The 19385-nt window shown below is 72.1% G+C and carries 16 protein-coding genes; 6 read left to right on the top strand and 10 right to left on the bottom strand.

The genetic code is table 11. The features are described 5' to 3' along the window. Positions 1 to 51: 51 nt before the first annotated feature. The 3 genes from B118_RS0105405 to B118_RS0105395 all read right to left on the bottom strand — a co-directional run bounded on the left by B118_RS0105405 (position 52) and on the right by B118_RS0105395 (position 4208). Positions 52 to 1347, bottom strand: a complete 1296-nt coding sequence (locus B118_RS0105405; RefSeq protein WP_018223168.1) for a hypothetical protein — start codon at positions 1345 to 1347, stop codon at positions 52 to 54. A gap of 64 nt (positions 1348 to 1411) precedes the next feature. Next, positions 1412 to 2185: an adenosylcobinamide-GDP ribazoletransferase gene (locus tag B118_RS0105400; RefSeq protein WP_027645195.1), complete on the bottom strand. Its 774-nt coding sequence runs from the start codon at positions 2183 to 2185 to the stop codon at positions 1412 to 1414. Beyond that, on the bottom strand, positions 2175 to 4208 hold the full coding sequence (locus tag B118_RS0105395) for a bifunctional adenosylcobinamide kinase/adenosylcobinamide-phosphate guanylyltransferase (protein ID WP_028192470.1): 2034 nt from the start codon (positions 4206 to 4208) through the stop codon (positions 2175 to 2177). Before B118_RS0105395 ends, B118_RS0105400 begins: the two co-directional genes overlap by 11 nt. Before the next feature lie 163 nt (positions 4209 to 4371). On the opposite strand from B118_RS0105395, the gene B118_RS0105390 reads away from it, so the two are divergent. Together B118_RS0105390 and B118_RS0105385 are read left to right on the top strand one after the other, a co-directional pair. Then, complete coding sequence (locus B118_RS0105390; protein ID WP_018216464.1) at positions 4372 to 4572, top strand: hypothetical protein; 201 nt, start codon at positions 4372 to 4374, stop codon at positions 4570 to 4572. Next, positions 4572 to 5369, top strand: coding sequence for a site-2 protease family protein (locus B118_RS0105385; RefSeq protein ID WP_018223171.1), 798 nt, complete (start codon positions 4572 to 4574; stop codon positions 5367 to 5369). Before B118_RS0105390 ends, B118_RS0105385 begins: the two co-directional genes overlap by 1 nt. 142 nt (positions 5370 to 5511) lie before the next feature. Here the strand turns inward: B118_RS0105385 and B118_RS0105380 are convergent, their stop codons facing one another. From B118_RS0105380 to nadA, 5 genes are all read right to left on the bottom strand, one after another. Next, on the bottom strand, positions 5512 to 6510 hold the full coding sequence (locus B118_RS0105380) for an aldo/keto reductase family protein (protein ID WP_018223172.1): 999 nt from the start codon (positions 6508 to 6510) through the stop codon (positions 5512 to 5514). A 114-nt stretch (positions 6511 to 6624) separates the two neighbouring features. Beyond that, on the bottom strand, positions 6625 to 10050 hold the full coding sequence (locus B118_RS29900; protein ID WP_080678024.1) for a WG repeat-containing protein: 3426 nt from the start codon (positions 10048 to 10050) through the stop codon (positions 6625 to 6627). A 451-nt stretch (positions 10051 to 10501) separates the two neighbouring features. Continuing rightward, positions 10502 to 11098 carry a DUF3043 domain-containing protein gene (locus B118_RS0105365; protein WP_028192468.1) on the bottom strand — a complete coding sequence of 199 codons (597 nt, stop codon included), beginning with the start codon at positions 11096 to 11098 and terminating at the stop codon, positions 10502 to 10504. Between the two features lie 95 nt (positions 11099 to 11193). Beyond that, a complete protein-coding gene (murA, locus tag B118_RS0105360) occupies positions 11194 to 12642 on the bottom strand; it encodes a UDP-N-acetylglucosamine 1-carboxyvinyltransferase (RefSeq protein WP_026185785.1) in 1449 nt (482 codons plus the stop codon). Positions 12643 to 12760: 118 nt separating this feature from the next. Next, positions 12761 to 13960, bottom strand: coding sequence for a quinolinate synthase NadA (nadA, locus tag B118_RS0105355; protein WP_028192467.1), 1200 nt, complete (start codon positions 13958 to 13960; stop codon positions 12761 to 12763). 68 nt (positions 13961 to 14028) lie between these two features. On the opposite strand from nadA, the gene B118_RS0105350 reads away from it, so the two are divergent. The 3 genes from B118_RS0105350 (at position 14029) to B118_RS0105340 (ending at position 16801) form a co-directional block, all read left to right on the top strand. After that, entirely contained in the window at positions 14029 to 15165 is a 1137-nt protein-coding gene (locus B118_RS0105350; protein ID WP_043541023.1) for a glycerate kinase family protein, read from the top strand. Positions 15166 to 15302: 137 nt separating this feature from the next. After that, complete coding sequence (gene erpA, locus B118_RS0105345) at positions 15303 to 15665, top strand: iron-sulfur cluster insertion protein ErpA (RefSeq protein WP_018216456.1); 363 nt, start codon at positions 15303 to 15305, stop codon at positions 15663 to 15665. 158 nt (positions 15666 to 15823) lie between these two features. Next, on the top strand, positions 15824 to 16801 hold the full coding sequence (locus tag B118_RS0105340; RefSeq protein WP_018223179.1) for a carbohydrate kinase family protein: 978 nt from the start codon (positions 15824 to 15826) through the stop codon (positions 16799 to 16801). 36 nt (positions 16802 to 16837) lie between these two features. On the opposite strand, the gene B118_RS0105335 is transcribed toward B118_RS0105340, so the two are convergent. Next, the gene (locus B118_RS0105335) at positions 16838 to 17068 is read right to left on the bottom strand and encodes a sulfurtransferase TusA family protein (protein ID WP_018223180.1); all 231 of its coding nucleotides are present in this window, start codon (positions 17066 to 17068) and stop codon (positions 16838 to 16840) included. Further along, positions 17065 to 18216: a cysteine desulfurase family protein gene (locus B118_RS0105330; RefSeq protein WP_018223181.1), complete on the bottom strand. Its 1152-nt coding sequence runs from the start codon at positions 18214 to 18216 to the stop codon at positions 17065 to 17067. Before B118_RS0105330 ends, B118_RS0105335 begins: the two co-directional genes overlap by 4 nt. A gap of 194 nt (positions 18217 to 18410) precedes the next feature. Here B118_RS0105330 and ctaC point away from each other — a divergent pair, with 194 nt between their 5' ends. Next, positions 18411 to 19382 carry an aa3-type cytochrome oxidase subunit II gene (gene ctaC / locus B118_RS0105325; protein WP_026185786.1) on the top strand — a complete coding sequence of 324 codons (972 nt, stop codon included), beginning with the start codon at positions 18411 to 18413 and terminating at the stop codon, positions 19380 to 19382. Positions 19383 to 19385: the final 3 nt, after the last annotated feature.

Below are 19385 nucleotides of genomic sequence, written 5' to 3'. Positions count from 1 at the left end.
CCGGTCGGCGCCCGCGCCGCCCCCGCCGATCGGTGGGGCGGGGGCCGCGGGTCAGACCGGCGGGGCGGGGCGTTCACCGGCATCCAGGACGGCCTGGGTCCAGCCGCCCTCACGGACCCCGGTGCCGTCCAGGACCGCCCAGTCGACCACGTCGGTCGCCTCCACCACCACCGCGGAGCCGATCCGTACGGCCGGATCCGTGTTGGCGTCGCTGGCGCTGGCACCCTCGATCTGCTCCGGCGTCGGCCAGGAGGTCACCCCGGCCCACACGTATTCCGGGCCGTCCTCTCCGGGTAGTCCGTACTTCACCACCAGTTGCGTCTCGGGCGGTAGCGCCCCGGCGAGGAAGCGGGCGCGGATCTCGCCCAGTGCGGCCCGGGCGGTGGCGACCGCCTGGCTCATCGCGTCGCCGGAGCGGGTGTAGCGCACGTCCGGGGCGATGCCGGTGAAGAGGGTTCCACAGGCCGCGGCGTAGTAGCGGCCGTCCGGCCCAGAGTAGCCAGCCGGCGGTCGCAGGGTGAGGAACGAATCCGCCTCCGGGTCCGTCGCCGGGTCCAGTTCCAGCCGAAGCAGCACCGGGGCGGTGGCCCCATGCTGTTCCGGGTTGCCGTACGCCACCGCGATGTCTCCCCCGGTGACCGTGGCCAGTACGGGTAGCTGCACGAACGCCGGTAGCTCCTCACCGGCCAGGCCGTCGGTCCACACCCGCAGCAGCCGCCGCGCCGTGCCGGTCATCACCGCGCCCCAGGCCCGGGTCAGGTGGTCCGGCACGCCCTGTGCCTGTAGTTCCAGCAGCCCGAACCGGCGCAGCCCCTTGGTGGTGAACCAGAGCCCGTCGGCGTCGGACGAGTACGGCACCAGTACCCAGTCAACCAGCCGGATCCGGCCCTGCTCGTCCGGCAGGGACCGCAGCGCGGTCGTCGGGTCGAGGAACTGGAGCCCGAAGACATCCACCACGTCGCCGCCGGTGGTGTCGGCGACCGCCGCCGCCACCGCCCGCGCCGCCCACTCGTGCGCCGGCGGCCAGCCGGGCCGGTACTCGGCCTGCACCACGACCAGGTGGGTCGCCGCCGCCAGCCGGGACAGCTGTGCCTCGGTCGCGCCGAAGGCGGTGAGCAGGTCCGGCGGCAGCTCGGGGAACTCGTGGATCGGCCGGGTGTCCACGCTCATCAGCGGGCTGTCCAGCATCTGCCGGGCGAGGTCGTGCACCGGCTCGGCGAGCCGTCCGGTGAGCTGCCGTACCGCGGTCTTCGTGCCCACCTTCGGAAGCCCGGCCATCGGCACCAGGTAGGTGGCGTTCAGTGATTCCGGGACCGGTACGGGCAGGAAGTCGTCCGTGATGAGCATGGGTCTCCCGGATGGCCGTGCCGGTGTTGTCGTGCATAACGCTACCCGCCGGGGTGGGCGGAGTTCAGCCGGACAAGACCAGTCCCAGGTAGACCAGGGTGGTGACCACCTCGGTGGTGGCACCGAGCACGTCGCCGGTGATCCCACCGAGACGGCGTACCACGTGCCGGAGCAGCCAGACCGCGGTGGCGAGGGCGGCGATGACGACCAGTGGTCCCTGCCAGGGACGGTCCGGCACGGCGGCGAGCGCCAGCAGCGCCACCGCGGTGGTCCCGGCGGCGAGGGCGCCGGGCCCGACGGTACCGGCGACCAGGGCTCCCAGCCCGTCCGGTCGGGCTGCCGGCAGCCCGCGCCGGCAGGCCAACGCGACCCCGAGCCGACCGGCGGCGGTGGCGGTCACCACCGCCGCCAGCGCGGTCGACGTTGACCATTCGGCCAGCTCCGCCAGCACCGCCGCCTGCACCAGGAGGACGACCACCAGTGCGGTGACCCCGAACGGGCCGACATCCGGCTTCCTCATGATCTCCAGCGCGGCCGGCCCGCGCCGGTACGAGCCGAGTGCGTCCACGGTGTCGGCGAGCCCGTCGAGGTGCAGCCCTCGGGTGAGCAGCGCACCGGCACCGACCGTGACGCCGGCGGCTACCAGTGGCGGCGCGAAGCCGCCGGTGAGTAGCAGCACTCCGGTGAGGAGGGCGCCGAGCAGCGCGCCGACGGCCGGGGCCAGGGCCATCGCGGTGCCGGCCACGGCCCGGTCGATCCGGCCGGCCCGCACCGGCAACGTGGTGAACGTGGTCAGCGCCAGCCGGGCACCGGCAGCGAGCCGCGGTTCAGCCGGCACGCCAGCCGGATGAATCCAGCGGGGTGGACTCCGGATCGGTGCTGGTGGGCCCCGGTCCGGCCGGTTCTGGCTCGCGGAAGTCCGGCTCGTCGTCCATCGGGTTCGCCGGCTCCGGTTGCTCCGTCGCCGGTTTCGACTCCTCCGTCGGCGGCTTGGCCTCGTCTGGCTCGCTCGTCGTCGACCCGGCGGCTGCCGGTTCCGTCGTCAACTCGGCCTCGTCCGGCGCGGCCTCGTCCGGCGCGGCCTCGTCCGGCGCGGCCTCGTCCGGCGCGGCCTCGTCCGGCGCGGCCTCGTCCGGCGCGGCCCGTAGCGACGGGTGCGCCGGCAGCGCCGCGGCCAAGGCCAGCGCCGACCGCAGCAGCGGCAGCGCCACCAGTGCGTTCCCGCCCTCGCCCAGGTCCAGCCGCAGGTCAAGCAGGGGGGTGAGGCCGAGCACATCGGCGGCGAATTGGACACCGGGGTGCCCGCCATGGTCGGCGAGCAGGCACCAGTGCCGGGCCGGCCCGGCCAGGTCGCGGCTGACCAGACCGGCCGCAACTCCGACCGGCCCGTCCAGGAGTACCGGCAGCCGCCGCGCGGCAGCGCCGAGCAGCACGCCGGTGGCGACCGCGATGTCGCCGCCGCCCACCTCGGCGAGGACCTCCCTGGGCTCGCGGGACGAGTGGCGGCTGCGGTGCAGCCCATCCCGGACGGCCGCGCAGCGGACCATCCACGCGGCGTCGTCGTACTCGCCGGCCCCGGTGCGGACCCGGGCGAGTACGGCGGGTGGTTCGGCGCCGGCCGTGGTGGCGAGCACCGCTGCCGCGGCGGCCTCGGCGCCGGCGCCGCAGGCGCCCAGCACCAGCAGCCGTACGCCCGCGTCGGCGGCCTGGTCGGCGAGCCGCCAGCCGAGTTGCAACGCCGCCTCGACCTGATTGAGGGGGAGCGCCGGGTCGGTCTCGATCGGGTCCGCGGTGGGGGCGTCAACCACCTGCAGCTCAGCCCCGGCCTCAGCGGCGAGGCGGGCCCACGCACCCTGGCCGTTCCGGGCCTCCTGGGCTCGGCGGGCGGAGTCGCCCGGGGCGGTACCGGCGGCGGCACCGCCCGTGTGGTCACCATGTACCAGCAGCACCCGGGTGCTGCCCCAGGGGACGGGCTGCGAGGTGCCTTGGGTGGCGGCGGCGAACTCGACCAGCTGGGTGAGCCCGCCGAAGCCGGCGCCGGGCAGGTCCCGGGTGGCCACCCGCTGCCCGGCCTGCGCGCCGGCGTCCTCGTCCGGCATGGGCAACTCCAGGCCCGGCTCGATGGCCAGGCCGGTCGCGGCCACCGGCGGCGTCAACCAGGAGGCGCCGGTGGCGAGTGCGGCCGGTGCGGGCGGGGCGCTCGGGGCCAGCACCTCCGGTAGCGGCGGCGGTGCGAGGACCGGGCCGGTAGCGGCTCTGCTCCGGGCGGCGGCCGGCGTGATCTGCGCCGGGACGGCGGCTGGGCGGGGCGGTGGGGGCGGTTTGAGCCAGCTGGGCTGGCCGGCGATCACCAGCACGACCGTGTCAACCGCGTCGGCGATCGCCCGGTTGGCGGTGCCGAGCGCGTCGGTGAAGGCACGGCCGAGCGGGGTCGTCGGTACCAGCGAGAGGCCAACCTCGGCGCTGACCAGCACCAGCCGCGCGGGGCAGGAGCGGACCGCCGCGACCAGCTCGGCGATGGCGGCCGTGGCGTCGAGGGGTTGGTGGGCGGGGTCGAGGAGAGCCGTCACCCAGCCACCGAGATCATCAACGAGTAGCGTCTCGGCGGGCTGCGCGGCGGCCAGCAGCTCCGCCAGCCGGCGTGGCTGCCCCGCGGTCTCCTCCGTGGTCCACGTCGTCGGCCGGCGAGCGCGGTGAGCGTCGAGGCGGGTCGCCCACTCCTCGTCGTCGGCGCTGGTGTCGGCGGCGGTGGCCACATACCGGACCGTCGGCGCGTCGGCTACCAGGGCCTCGGCGAACTCGGACTTTCCCGACCGGATTCCGCCGAGCACCAGGACCGTGTTCCACCCGTCAATGGACATGTCCGTACCTTAAGGCCGCCCGGTGCCCGCCCGCCTCCCGCCCCGCTCCTCCCGGGGCTGCTCACATTCGCCTCGTAACGATCATGACGGGGCTGGACGTGCAGCCGTCGGCGGCGCGGCGGACTAGGCTGACGGGAGATCAGCGGCGAGGGGAGACACGCAGATGGCGTGGAGCTGGCAGTACGAGGGCGAGAACGGCGAACCGGCGTCGGGGCCGGCCGAGTCGTTCAGTAGCCAGGCGGACGCCGAGTCCTGGATCGGCCAGACCTGGCGGGAACTCGCGGCGGCCGGCGTGATCGCGGTCCTGCTTGTCGAGGACGACCGCGTGGAGTACCGGATGAGTCTGCAGCCCCCGGCGGAGTGATGGCCGGAGATCGTGCTGGAGGTGGGCCGCTGGTGCTCGGCGTGCCCCGGGCAGCGTTCCGCCCCAGCCCGGTCTTCCTCGGGCTGGTGGCCCTCTTCGTGCTCAGTGGAGTCCTGACCTGGCAGGGAACCGGCAACATCCGCGTCAACGTGTTCCTCTTCGTCGTCTCCGGGTGGCTGGTCTCACTCTGCCTGCACGAGTACGCGCACGCACTGGTGGCGTTCCGGGCCGGGGACCGTAGCGTCGCGCATCAGGGCTACCTCACTCTCAACCCACTGAAGTACAGCCATCCGCTGCTGTCGATCGCGCTGCCGGTGTTGGTGGTGCTGCTCGGTGGTATCGGCCTGCCCGGTGGCGCGGTCTGGGTGGACCGGCACGCCATTCCGGGGCGGCTCCGGCACACCCTGGTCAGCCTCGCCGGCCCGGCCACCAACGTGGTGTTCACGCTGGTGCTGGTGATCGCGGTCCGGCTGGCAGCGGGTGGCGACGGGCCGGTGCAGTTCTGGGCCGCGGTGGCGCTGCTCGCCTTCCTCCAACTCACGGCGAGCCTGCTCAACCTGCTTCCGGTGCCGGGCCTGGACGGTGGCAACATGATCCAGCCCTGGCTCTCCCCGCCGTACCGGCGGATGTACGACCTCTTCGCGCCGTACGGCTTTCTCCTGCTCTTCGCGCTGCTGTGGAACCCCCGGATCAACGGCTGGTTCTTCGGGACGGTCTTCGCCGTCGGCGACGCGCTGGGCCTACCGCCGGGCCTGTACGGGCTCGGCCTGGATCTGGTCCGCTTCTGGCAGGGCTGAGCCCCGCGGGTGCCGCCGGTCACTCCGGCCGGCGGTGAGACGGCTACTCCGCACGCCGCTGGGTCAGCTCGCACGGCGGTGGGACGGGCAGCCCGCACGGCGGTGGGCCGGTCGATTCGGCCAGCCCACCGCGGTGGTCGGGTCAGGGCCGCTGCGCGGGGGACTCGGTCCGGGCCGGGTCCCGCTCGACGACCGGCTCGATGATGTCATCGATGGCCTTGAGTAGGTCGGCGTCGAGCCGTACCCCGGCCGCCTTGACGTTGTCGTGCACCTGCTCGGGGCGGGAGGCGCCGATGATCGCCGAGGAGACGTTCGGGTTCTGCAGGACCCAGGCGATGGCGAGCTGGGCCATGCTCAGCCCCGCCTGGTCGGCGAGCGGCTTGAGCTGCTGCACCCGGGTCAGCACGTCGTCGCTGAGCCACTTGGCGATGAAGCGCGCGCCGGACTTCTCGTCGGTGGCCCGGGAGCCCGCGGGCGGGGGGTGACCGGGCTGGTACTTACCGGTCAGCACACCCTGGGCCATCGGGGACCAGACGATCTGACCGACGCCCAACTCCTCGCTGGCCGGCACCACCTCAGCCTCGATGACCCGCCAGAGCATCGAGTACTGCGGTTGGTTGGAGATCAGCGGGATCCGCAGCTCCCGGGCGAGCTGGTGGGCCTGGCGCAGCTCCGTCGCCGTCCACTCCGAGACCCCGATGTAGAGGGCTTTCCCGGCGCGGACAACATCGGCGAACGCCTCCATCGTCTCTTCGATCGGGGTGCTGTGGTCGTACCGGTGCGCCTGGTAGAGGTCGACGTAGTCGGTGCCCAGCCGGCGCAGCGAACCGTCGATCGACTCCATGATGTGCTTGCGGGACAGGCCCCGGTCGTTGCGACCCGGACCGGTCGGCCAGAACACCTTCGTGAACAGCTCGATTCCGGCACGCCGTTCGGTTCGCAGCGCCCGGCCGAGAACCTCCTCCGCCAGGGTGCCCGCGTACGCGTCCGCGGTGTCGAAGGTGGTGATACCGGCGTCCAGGGCGGCCCGGACACAGGCGAAGGCCGACTCCTCCTCAACCTGGGAGCCGTGGGTGATCCAGTTTCCGTACGAGATCTCGCTGACTATCAGGCCGGAACGGCCCAGGTGTCGGAATTCCATTCCCTGACCCTAACTCGGTGGGGCCCACGAAGGGCGCGGCCCCGCTCGCCGAATCGGTGCACCAGCTGGGCCGGCCGCGGCGGAGTCGCCGGCCGACCTTCCGCTCCGGCCAGGTCAGAGTAGTGGCACCGCATCGGTGAGCAGCTGTTCGATCTCGGCGAGCACCCTGGCCTGGTCGAGCTGCGTCGGCTCGATCAGCGGTCTGCCCTGCCGATCCAACGCTCCCCATCGGCCGGCGGGGGTGGCTACCAGGTAGGCCACGGGGTGCACCACCAACGCCGGGTGCACCGGCGGCACGACCACCCGGCCCGTCCGGTCCACCACGCCGTACCGTCCGGCCAGGTCAACGACGGCCAACCCCTCCTCGGTGAAGCCATCCACCTGTCCGCCGGCAGCGAGCATGGTGGCGAACCCGTGGTACCGGGTCGGTACCACCAGCCGGCCGGCGCGGTCCACCGCGCCCCACCTGTCGCGCCGGACCACGGCGATACCGTGTCGGAACGGGCGCACGTCGGTGAAGCCAGGTGGCACCACGACCTCGCCCTGCCGGTCAATCGCACGCCAGCCACCGGGTTCGCCCGGGGACACCCAGGCCAGTCCGTCGGCGAACGGGCGGACCGCCGACCAGGACGCTGTCATCACGGTGCTGCCAGCCTGATCGAGTAGCGACCACTGCTGGTCATCCGGGCGGCGAACCCAGGCCAGGCCCTCCCGGAACGGCTGCGCCTCCGCGTACTCCGCCACGATGACCAGATCACCGTCCGGGTCGGCGTACCCCCAGAGATCGCCGTCACGCGCCGGCACCGGCGGCTGGTCCGGCTCCAGCAACTCCGCCCTGCTGCGGGGGTACGGCCCGAAGCCGCTCTTGGCGGCGCGATCGGCGACCGCGTCCAGACTCACCCGTACCCGGTCCAGCAGTTCCGGATCGGCGGTGCCGCGTAGGTCCAAAGCCCGCTCGAAATGCAGGCAGGCCTCGATCAGTCGACCTTGGTCAACGCAACACCGTCCCGCGTGTTCGTGCAGCGCCACCCGCAGCCGGTCGGGTAGCTCCGGCGAGTTCGCCTGGGCGAAGAGGCGGTCGGCTTCGTCGTACTCGCCCCGCCACCGCAGCACGTGCGCAAGCCGGGCCTGCGCGAGAGCGGACCGTCGCAACTCGCCGGTGGCCTCCGCGTAGGTCAGGGCCAGTCGGCCGTCTGCCAGCGCGTCGTCCAGATCACCAGCTGCCCGGGACGCCACGGCCCGCAGACTGAGCAGCCGGGCCCGGGATCGGTTGTCCAGGGCCGTGCCGAGCTTCTCGGTCAGCCGGTGTCGGATATTCCGGAACTGCTTGGGATCGGGGATGACCTCGCGGAGCGTGGCCGGGTCCAGCCGCCAGGGAAGGTTGGCCAGCACCCGTTCGGGGTCGCCCGGTGGGGCAGCGTCGTTGACGTCCGCGGCCTCCGGTGGGTCACTCCGGTCCGTGGTGGGCGGAACCGTCGCGGGAGTGGCAGCCGTCTCCGGCGGGGGAGCGGCTTCTGCCTCCGGCGCGGGGACTTCCGTCGCCTCCGTTGGGTCCGCCTCCGTTGGGTCCGCCTCCGCTGAGCCGGCCTCCGGTCGCGGTGTCGGGGGCGCGGGGAGCACCTGGGCCGGTTCCGGCGCAACCGCCGCCGTGGTCGTCACGGCCGGGGCTACCGGCACCGAGGTCGCTACAGTCTCTGGTTCTGGTTCTGGTTCTGGTTCTGGTGTTGGTTCCGGTTCCGGCTCGGGCTCCGGTTCTGGCTCCGGCTCCGGCTCGGGTTCTGGTTCCGGCTCTGGCTTCCGGTCCGTCCCGACCGGGGGCAACGCGGTCTCCGAATCCGACGAGGTCGGCTCGGCGGTGGGAGCGAGTCCCGTCGCTGGTGCCCGTTCCAGGTCAGCGTCGGCGTGCGCCGGGTCTGGGTCTTCCGTTGGGGCAGCGTCTGCGGACGGGGCTGGATCCTCGTGCGGGGCTTCGTCGTTGCTGCTGAGGATGTCAGCGGAGTCGGCCGGTGCGGCATCGGCCGGCTCGGTCTCCTCCGGTGCGGGGTAGGCGGATTCCGTCTCCTCCTCGGGGATGCTGACAGGTTCCGCGTGCTCAGGTGTGGCGCTGGCCGCTGTCGCCGAGGGCGGTGACGCGTCGTCGAGCTGGTCGGATGCGGCCGTCGACGGTGGTGCGTCTGGGCTGGACGGGTCTGCGGCGGGGGTGAGCGGCTCGGTGGGGGCGGTTGGCTCGGCGGGGGTGGCCGGCTCGGCGGGGGTGGCCGGCCCGAACCAGGCGCTTGGCCCACCTGGCCCGGGTGCAGGCCGGACGGGCTCCGCGGTGGGCGGCGGCGGAACGTACCGCTGCGGAACGTACCGCTGCGGCCGCGGTTCCTTGATGACTGGTGTCGGTCCGGCCGCCTTGGGCGGCGGCGTCGGTCCGGGAGGTACGCCGGTGACCGGGCGGTCCGGGTCCGGATCCGGATGAGGCGGCGGGACCGTCCCGGCGCCGCCGGATACCGGTCGGCTGGGCGTGCCGGATACCGGTCGGCCGTATGGGGGTGCCGACGTGCTTGTCGGGGGACCAGCCTGCGCCGGTCGGTGGGGTGGCGGGAGGTACGGTCCGGGTGGTTTGCCGTGTTGGGGGTTCTCCTGGTTCGGGCCCGGCTGTGCTGGGTGCCAAGGGCGTCCGATACCGGGCCGAGGGTTGGCGTGCGGCTGCTGCTGGCCGGGGTGCCGGTCGGGATGGCGGACCGGTCCGGGTGCCCCATCACGGTGCGGATGGACGGTGCCGTGCTCTGCCGAGGGACCGGGGCCGGCCGGGTTACCAGGGCCAGCGGAATGTCGTCGTGGGTATGGATCAACCCGTCCGTCCCGGTGCGCCCGGGGCCCGTCCGGCCGCGGGCGCCCTTCGTCGCTCTCCGCCGGTGCGCCGCGCCGACCATGATCGGTATTGGTTGACCGCTCCCACGGGTGGCGGGTCCGAGGTGGCGGCTCTCCTGCGTCCCGACCGAAGGCGTGGCGGTCGCGCCCCCGGGGTCGCTCCTCGTCCGGTTCGGGTATCCAGCCCGGTTCCGGGTGCCGGGCGGGGGAGACCGGCTGACTCCGTCCGACGGGCTCGTGCCACGGAGCCGGGCCGTCGTGCCGGTCCGGGCGGGCGTACGGAGCCCGCCCGGAGTCGGTGCGCTGGCTTTCCCGTTCCCGGCCGGGGTTGCCCTCCCGGAAACCGCCCGGCGCCGGTCGCCGGCCTCGGTCCGCTACCCGGGATGTCTCACCCGGCCATCGGCGGCGCGGCTCCTCGTCGTGGTGGGCGCGGTGGTCGTCCGGTTCATTCCAGGAGCGGCCGGTGTAGGTCCCGTCGGGTCGGGTCGGCGCCAGCGGGGGTACCGTGGCCCGACCGACGACGGCAGCTCGTCCGCGCGGGGCGGGCGGTTGGTTGTGCTCAACGCCGATGTCACCGGGGTAGCGCTGGCCGGGGAATTGCGGATGCCACTCGTTCGTCGGCTCGACCATCCAGGACGGCTCGGTGGTGCGGTGCCACGGGTCGTACTCGCCGCGACTCATCCGTGCGACCCGTCGGTGTGGACGAGGGGGCGACCCCGGCCCGCGGGTGGGGGTTGGGCAGGATCTGTCGGGGGCGTCGGTCTGCTTTCGGGCGCGCCCCGATGACCGGCTCGCGTCCGCTCGCTCACGGCGATTGTCACCTCGTTGCACCTTGTCGCGCTGGGCACCCGCCGGCCGGTAGCGTCTCCCGTCCCGCAAGGCGTAGCTGCGGAAGGAGGGTAGCGGCGCGGGCTCGGTTGCCGCCACTGTGGCGCCCGCGCGGGACCCAAACGTTATCCCATGTTCCGGAAATTTGGGTCATATCCGGACCAGAGTTTGGTTCCGGGCAGCTAACCGCCGCTTGGTAGCTGCCCGGGTTCGACTCCGGTGGCGTCAGCGCCCCGCCGCGTGCCGTGCGGCATCGGGCCGAGGTGTCGGAAGGGGGCGAGCGGGTGCTCGCCGGCGGGCACCGTCAGACCGGGTCGCCGATGGCGACGCGGGGTACGGGGGTCCGCATCCGGCGGAAGGTGATCGACCGCATGATCGCGTAGAGGTAGAGCGAGCCCAGCCGTTGCCCGGTGTTCGGGAAACGCTCCCGGACCAGCTTCTTGATCTTCCGTGAGATCAGGATGGAGTCGACGATCAGGGCGAACGCGAGCACCACCCAGAGGACGTTGGAGCCGAGTCGGACCTCCGGTGGCATCGCCTGGTTCGAGCCGAGCAACACGATCAGTGCGCCACCGAAGAACCAGGTGCCCACTGTGCGTCGGGAGTCGACCACGTTGCGGACGAGCAGCCGCTCCGGCCCCCGGTCGCGGGGGCCGCCCTCGCGGCGGAACTCCGCGGCCGACTCGGCGCGCAGTCGGCGGCGCTCCGCGCGTCGCTCGTCTTTGCTCAGCGACTTGACCGCCGCGGTGGGGCGGCGCCCGATGCTCGGCCGCTTGGGCGTCTCGCGCCCCTTCGCCGGCGTGTAGCCCCGGGGCTGGGCGGCGGCGGACTCCTCCTCGGGCGTCACCGGCGTGGTGGACTCGTCGAGCAGGTCAGTGGCTTTGCGACGAAACAGGGGCACGCAACAAGCGTAGCCAAACGCCCGCGCCCGGTGCACATCGCGGTGCGCCGGGCGCGGGCGTCAGGAGCGGGCGGTGCCGCCCGGGGTGGTACGGGTCACGGGCGTTCGATATGTGCGCCCAGGTCGGAGAGCTTCGCCTCGAAGTCCTCGTAACCACGGTTGATGAGATCGACGCCGTACACCCGGGAGGTGCCTTCGGCGGCGAGCGCCGCGATCAGGTGGCTGAACCCGGCCCGCAGGTCGGGGATGACCAGATCGGCGGCGTGCAGCTTACTCGGCCCGGCGATGACTGCCGAGTGCTTGAAATTGCGCCGGCCGAAGCGACACGGCGTGCCGCCCAGGCAGTCCCGGTACACCTGGATGTTCGCACCCATCGAGTTCAGCGCCGAGGTGTAGCCGAGTCGCTGTTCGTACACCGTCTCGTGCACGATCGAGAGGCCACGGGCCTGGGTCAGCGCCACGACCAGGGGCTGCTGCCAGTCGGTCATGAAACCCGGGTGTACGTCGGTCTCCAGTGCGACCGACTTCAGCTCCCCGCCCGGGTGCCAGAATCGGATACCGCCCTCCTGGCCCGGGTCGTTCAGCCGGGGTGGGCGGGCGTCGGTGACCTCGTACTCGCCGCCAACCGAGCGGAAGATGTTCAAAAACGTCATCATGTCGGCCTGCTCCGCGCCCAGCACCTCGACGTGGCCGCGGGTCGCCAGCGCGGCGGCGGCCCAGCTGGCCGCCTCGATCCGGTCCGGGATCGGGCGGTGCGAGTAGCCGTGGAGCTTCGGCACACCCTGGATCTCGATCACCCGGTCGGTGTGCACCTTGATGATCGCGCCCATCTTCTGGAGGACGCAGATCAGGTCGACGATCTCCGGCTCGACCGCGGCGTTGCGCAGCTCGGTGACGCCCTCGGCCATCACCGCGGTCAGCAGCACCTGCTCGGTGGCGCCGACGCTCGGGTAGGGGAGCGCGAATTTCGTGCCGTGCAGGCCGTCCGGCGCCGACAGGTGTAGGCCCTCCGGCTGCTTTTCGACGGTCGCCCCGAACTCGCGCAGCGCCTGGAGGTGGAAGTCGATCGGTCGGGGGCCGATGTGGCAACCGCCGAGGTCGGGGATGAAGGCGTGGCCAAGCCGGTGCAGCAGCGGCCCGCAGAACAGGATCGGGATCCGGCTGGAACCGGCGTGCACGTTGATCTGGTCGGTGCTGGCGCTCTCCACGTTGGCGGGGTCGAGGATCAGTGCGCCGTCCTCGTCGCCATCAGTGACCTTGACCCCGTGTACGCCGAGCAGGCCACGGACGACCTCGACGTCACGGATCTTCGGTAGGTCGTAGAGCCGGCTTGGGCTGTCACCAAGCAGCGCGGCGACCATCGCCTTGGAGACGAGGTTCTTCGCGCCGCGTACGCGAATTCGCCCTTCCAGCGGAGTGCCTCCGTGTACGACCAGGACGTCGTCGGTCAACGCAACCTCCAGCGCGTCGAGTGGTGCCGGGTATCGGTGGGGTTGGATGTCCTGCGATCTGCGATGACAGGGGTCGGGGACCGGGACACCCACGAGTCGTCGCCCAGGGCAGCATAGCCCTCTGTGACGAAGGCGGAGTCGGTCAGATCGCGCTTGGCGGCAGCTATCGGCGTTTTGGCACTTTTTGCGCCAGAGTCGATACGGACAGTTATCACACTCGGCTTGGCGGCCGGCTCGCCGTTCCTGGTAGGGCCAGCATCTGGTCCAGCGCCACCCGCGCCTGGTGCGCGGTCTCCGCGTCCACCGTGATCTGGTTCACCACCCGGCCGGCGACCAGTTCCTCCAGCGCCCACACCAGATGGGGTAGGTCGATGCGGTTCATCGTCGAGCAGTAGCAGACCGCCCGGTCCAGGAACATGATCTGCTTGTCCGGGTTGGCCAGCGCCAGCCGGCGGACCAGGTTCAGCTCCGTGCCGACCGCCCACGCCGAGCCGGCCGGCGCCGCCTCGATCATCTTGATGATGTACTCCGTGGATCCGACGAAGTCGGCGGCGCGGACCACCTCGTGCCGGCACTCCGGGTGCACCAGCACGTTGACGCCCGGCACCCGCTCGCGTACGTCGTTGACGCTGTCGAGGGTGAACCGGCCGTGGACCGAGCAGTGCCCCCGCCAGAGAACCATCCGAGCGTCACGTAGCTGCTCGGCGGTGAGCCCGCCGTTTGGCTTGTGTGGGTCGTACAGCACGCAGTCGTCCAGCGAGAAGCCCAACTCCAGCACGGCGGTGTTCCGGCCCAGATGCTGGTCGGGGAGGAAGAGGACCCGCTGGCCCTGCTGGTACGCCCACTCCAGCGCCCGCTTGGCGTTCGACGAGGTGCAGACGACACCGCCGTTGCGCCCGACGAAACCCTTGATGTCCGCCGAGGAGTTCATGTAGGTGACCGGGACGGTGCCTTCGGTGAGACCGAGGTCGGCCAGGGTCTCCCAGGCTGCCTCGACCTGCGGAAGCGCCGCCATGTCCGCCATCGAACAACCGGCGGCCAGGTCGGGCAGGACGACCCGCTGCTGGTCCGTGGTGAGGATGTCGGCGCTCTCGGCCATGAAATGCACGCCGCAGAAGACGACGTACTCCGCGTTCGGCCGGGCGGCGGCCTCCCGGGCCAGCTTGAACGAGTCGCCGGTCACGTCGGCGAACTGGATCACCTCGTCGCGCTGGTAGTGGTGGCCCAGCACGAAGACCCGGTCACCCAGCTGTGCCTTCGCTGCCGCCGCCCGGGCCACCAACTCGGGGTCGCTCGGTGCCGGCAGGTCGCCAGGACACTCGACTCCCCGTTCGGAGGCCGGATCGCTGCCCCGACCGAGCAGCAGGAGCGCGGTGGCGGTGGCGGAAGGTTCAACCCAGGTCGACGTCACGCCCCCTATGGTTCCACAGTATGACGGCGTTGCGACTGTCGCCGGTGTGTGCTGCCACACTGCTCGGCATGCGTGTGCTGCTCTGTCCGGACAAGTTCGCCGGCACCCTGTCGGCGTCGGCGGTGGCCGCCGCCGTGGCCGCCGGCTGGCGATCGGTGGCACCGAACGACGACCTGCTGGTGCACCCCCTCGCCGACGGTGGCCCGGGGTTCCTGGACGCGTTGGCCGGGGCGGTGGACGCGCGCCGGGTGCCGGTACCAACCGTTGACCCCCTTGGCCGTCCAGCGGCCGGTGAGATCCTGCTCACCCAGGCCGGCACCGGGTACGTGGAGAGCGCCCAGGCCTGCGGGCTGCACCTACTCGCCCCGGCCGAGCATGACCCGAGGCGCACCACCTCGTACGGAGTCGGGCTCTTGGTGGCCGCTGCCGTCGAGTGCGGCGCTTCCGAGGTGGTGATCGGGCTTGGTGGCTCGGCCACCAACGACGCTGGTGCGGGCCTGCTCGCCGCCCTCGGCGTGACCTCGCTGGATGGCGTCGGCGCGGCCCTGCCGTACGGGGGAGCGGCGCTGGCCGCTGTCGCGGCGCTGGACGGGGCGCCGCGGTTGCGGGACGCCCGGCTGGTCGCGGCCACGGACGTGGACAACCCGTTGCTCGGGGTACACGGGGCGAGCAATGTCTTCGGACCGCAGAAGGGCGCCGACCGGGCGGACGTGCTGCTGCTCGACGCGGCGCTGGAGCGGTTCGTCGCGGTCCTCGAACGGGACCTGCCCGGCTGCCCTGGTGATCTGGGCGCTCTGCCCGGCGGCGGGGCGGCCGGTGGGCTGGGCGCGGCGGTACTCGCCCTCGGCGGTCGGCGCTCCTCGGGGATCGGCCTGGTCGCCCGCGCCGTCGGGCTGGACACCGCGCTAGATAACGTCGACCTGGTGATCACCGGCGAGGGCTCGTTTGATCAGCAGTCCCTGCGCGGCAAGGTGGTCGCTGGAGTCGCCGGTGCGGCCCGGGACCGGGGCGTGCCGTGCGTGGTGCTGGCGGGGCGGGTGGGCGCGGGCCGGCGCGAGGCGGCCGCGGCGGGTGTCACCGAGGCGCACAGCCTCGTCGAGCACTACGGCGGGGCGGAACGCGGCGGGGTGGAGGCGGCGATCGGCCAGCCGGCGGACGGGCTGCGGGCCCTGGCGGCCCGGTTGGCCCGGCAGTGGAGTCGTTGACCGGCCCGGGTGCGGCCCCCGTCACCTGGGTGGCCCGGCAGCAGGCGGCCTACAATCGAAAGCCGGACCGCAGTGGGAATCGTTGACCGACGTGTTGGCCACGACGACCACACCTTACGTGTGCAGGGAGATTCCACGTGACCACGCCAGCGCAGACCGAGTCGACCGAGGCCCCCACGACCGTCATCCTCACCGACGTCGCGGCCCAGAAGGTCAAGGCTCTGATCGAGCAGGAGGGCCGTGACGACCTGCGGCTCCGGGTCGCGGTGCAGCCGGGCGGCTGCTCCGGCCTGCGGTACCAGCTCTTCTTCGACGAGCGGTCGCTCGACGGCGACGTCGTCACCGACTTCGACGGCGTGGAGGTCGTCGTTGACCGGATGAGCGCCCCCTACCTGGGCGGCGCCACCATCGACTTCGCCGACCGCATCGACGCGCAGGGCTTCACGATCGACAACCCGAACGCGGGGAACTCCTGCGCCTGCGGCGACTCGTTCAGCTGACCGCTTTCGGCGGGCCGGCCCCGGTTCTTCAGCATGGGACCGGACCGGCCCCCGGTGGTCGTTACGGGAGTTGTCGATGGTGCATCTGAACGGTTACCTCGGGGTAGCCGGAGCGGTAGGCTGACCGACGCCCCGCTCCCGACACCCCAAGGGATGACATGAAGATCGCCGTGACCGGCTCGATCGCGACTGACCACCTGATGAGCTTCCCCGGCCGATTCGCCGAGCAGTTCATCGCCGACCAGCTCGACAAGGTGTCGCTCTCCTTCCTGGTGGACGACCTTGTGCTACGACGGGGCGGGGTGGCCGCCAACATCGCCTTCGGGATGGGCCAGCTCGGCCTGCGCCCGGTTCTGGTGGGCGCGGTGGGCGCCGACTTCGCCGACTACCGTTCCTGGCTGGAGCGGCACGGCGTCGACTGCGACTCGGTGCATGTGAGCGAGATCGCCCACACCGCCCGCTTTGTCTGCACCACCGACACCGAGATGTGCCAGATCGCCTCCTTCTACGCGGGGGCGATGAGCGAGGCGCGTAACATCGAGCTGAAGCCGATCGCCCACCGGGCCGGCGGTCTCGACCTGGTGCTGGTCGGCGCCAACGACCCGGAGGCGATGCTGCGCCACTCCGCCGAGTGCCGGGAGCGGGGGTACGCGTTCGCGGCCGACCCCTCCCAGCAGCTTGCTCGGATGCCCGGCGAGGACGTCGTCGCGCTGGTTGAGGGCGCCGAGTACCTGATGACCAACGAGTACGAGAAGTCGCTGCTGCAGAGCAAGGCCGGCCTCAACGACGAGCAGCTGCTCGATCTGGTCAAGGTACGGGTGACCACCCTGGGCAAGCAGGGTGTGGAGATCGCCGGACGGGACATCGACCCGATCCATGTGCCGATCGCCCGCGAGATCCGCGCCGTCGACCCGACCGGGGTCGGCGACGGATTCCGGGCTGGCTTCTTCGCCGCGCTCTCCTGGGGGCTGGGGTTGGAGCGGGCCGCCCAGGTCGGCTCGTTGCTGGCCACCCTCGTGCTGGAAGCCGTCGGTACCCAGGAGTACCAGCTCCACCGGGATCTCTTCGTCAAGCGGCTCGCCGACTCGTACGGCGACGCTGCTGCCGAAGAGGTCCGTTCGCACCTGGTGCCGTAGTCCCACGCCGGCACTGAGCCCCGGGGCCCTCGGGGCTCAGTGCCGGCGGCGAACGTCGAATCCCGGGCCGTCGGGGCCGTCCACCCGGCCCACGAACTCCTGACCTCGAAGCCGGCACCAGGCGGGCAGGTCCACCGCGGCCGCCGGATCGTCGGCCAGTACCCGGACGAGGGCGCCAACCGGCAGCTCGGGCAGGCGGCGGGCCAGCGCGATCACCGGTAGCGGACAGCGCTGCCCCCGGCAGTCGACCACCTCGGGCGCCGTCACAGCCCCACCACCCCGGCTTCGGCCCGCAACGCGCCCACGATCTCCGGCAGTTCGGTCAGGAACCGCTCCACCTCGGCCTCGGTCGTGTCCCGGTGCAGCGAGACCCGAACGTTGCCGTGCGACAACACCCCCATCGCCGCCAGCACGTGCGACGGGCGCAGCGTTGACGAGGTGCACGACGACCCGGAGGAGACGGCGAAGCCGCGCCGGTCCAACGCGTGTAGCAGCGCCTCACCATCCACGTACAGGCAGGAGAAGGTCACCAGGTGCGGAAGTCGATCTTCTGGATCACCGACCACCTCCACATCCGGCACCTCGGTCGCCACCCGAGCCCGGATCCGGTCCACCAGGCGGGCGAGTCGGACCGACCGCGCCGCCGCGTCGGCCGCCGCCGCGCGCAGACTCGCCGCCGCCGCGACGACCGCCGGTAGGTTCACCACCCCCGGGGTGCGCCCTGCCTCGCGTTCGTCCATCGGCCACGGCGACTCCCAGCGGGTGCCCTTGCGGACCACCAGCAGCCCGACCCCCGGCGGTCCGCCCCACTTGTGGGCGCTCGCGGTCAGCACCGACCAGCCCGCCGGCACCGGCGCGTGCCCGACCACCTGTGCCGCGTCAACGTAGAGCGGTACTCCGGCGGCGGCGCAGACGGCACCGGCAGCGGCGACCGGCTGCACGGTGCCCACCTCGTGGCTCGCGGCGATCAGGGCCGCGAGCGCGGTGCCGGGCGCCCCGACCGCCGTTGACCAGGCGTCCAGATCGATTCGGCCCACCCGGTCGACCGGGACCGATGTCGCCGTGCCGCCGTCAGCCACGTGCCGCTCGGCGGCGTGCAGCACCGCCGAGTGTTCGATCGCGGAGTGCACCAGGCCGGATCCGGCCCGGCGTCGTCCGGCGAGCCCGCCGAGGACGGCCGAGTGCGCAGCCGCCGTACCGCTTGGGGTGAAGGAGAGTTCGTCTGGTCGGACGCCGAGCGTGGCCGCGGCGGCTTCCCGCGCCGCGTCCAGGAGTTGACGCGCCCGCCGTGCCGGGGCGTAGAGCCGTTGTGGGTCGGCCCAGCCGTCGTCAAGGGCGGCCAGTAGCGCCTGTCGGGCGACGGGGTGCAGCGGCGCGGCGGAGGCGGCGTCCAGGTAGACCGGAGAGGCGTTCACGGAGTTCCACGATATCGCCTCCGCTGTTCCGTGATCACCCCGATGGGGGCGGACAACCACCCCAATCGGGTCCAGCCGGTCCTGGTCGAGTAATCTGCGACCGTCGGTGACCCCTTTGCCGCCGGTGTTGTAGCTCCACCGGCGGAGGCCGGCAGACCAGATGACACGGCGGCGCGCTAGGGAGGCAGGACCAGGTGGTCGCAAGGAGTTCGGAGGTACGGCCGTCGGCCGTACGGCACAGCGCCTACCCGGGAGCCGGTGGGCGCCGGGTGCGGGGTGCCGGCCGGGTGGCTGGGCTCGGTCTCGGCGGAGCGGCACTGTTGGTCCTGCTCACGGGCTGCGATGTCGGCGCCGCGTTCGGCGGCTTCGGCTGGCCGCAGGGCGGCATCACCCCCGAGGCGAACCGGATGTACGACCTGTGGATCGCCTCGTGCATCGCGGCGCTCGCGGTCGGTGTGTTCGTGTGGGGCCTCATCTTCTGGTGCGTGGTGCGCTACCGGAAGCGGGGCAACGAGCTGCCGGTGCAGACTCGCTACAACCTGCCGATGGAGTTCCTCTACACCATCGCCCCGATCCTGATCGTCGCCGTGCTCTTCTACTACACGGCGATCGTGCAGACCGATGTGGGGAAGACCTCCCGGGACCCGGACGTCACCGTCGAGGTGGTCGCCTTCAAGTGGAACTGGCAGTTCAACTACCGCGACGGCCAGGGCGTGGAGGCCAACACGGTCGCTTCGGTCCTCGGCACCAGCGAGGTCATCCCGATCCTGGTTTTGCCCTCGGACCGGTCGATCCGCTTCGAGGAGACCAGCCGCGACGTCATCCACTCGTTCTGGGTGCCGGAGATGCTGTTCAAGCGCGATGTCTTCCCCGGCAGCATTCGCAACGTCTTCGAGGTCTCCAAGCTTGAGGGCGAGGGTGCGTACGTGGGCCGCTGCGCCGAGCTGTGCGGCACCTATCACGCCTTCATGAACTTCGAACTGCGGGTTGTCACGCCGGAGAAGTACGACCAGTTCCTCGCCGCCAAGCAGGATGGACAGTCCACGCAGGAGGCGCTGATCGCGATCGGTGAGGATCCGTACGCGATGACCACGGAGCCGTTCGACACCCGACGCACCGAGTCGAACTTCAACCCCGACAAGTCGGCCAGCGGCGCGGGTAACTGAGGG

This window comes from Salinispora pacifica CNR114 (assembly GCF_000514775.1).
Classification (GTDB): Bacteria; Actinomycetota; Actinomycetes; order Mycobacteriales; family Micromonosporaceae; genus Micromonospora; species Micromonospora pacifica.
The sequence above is the reverse complement of the archived record's forward strand: the minus strand, read 5'-3'. Positions and strand labels throughout refer to the sequence as shown.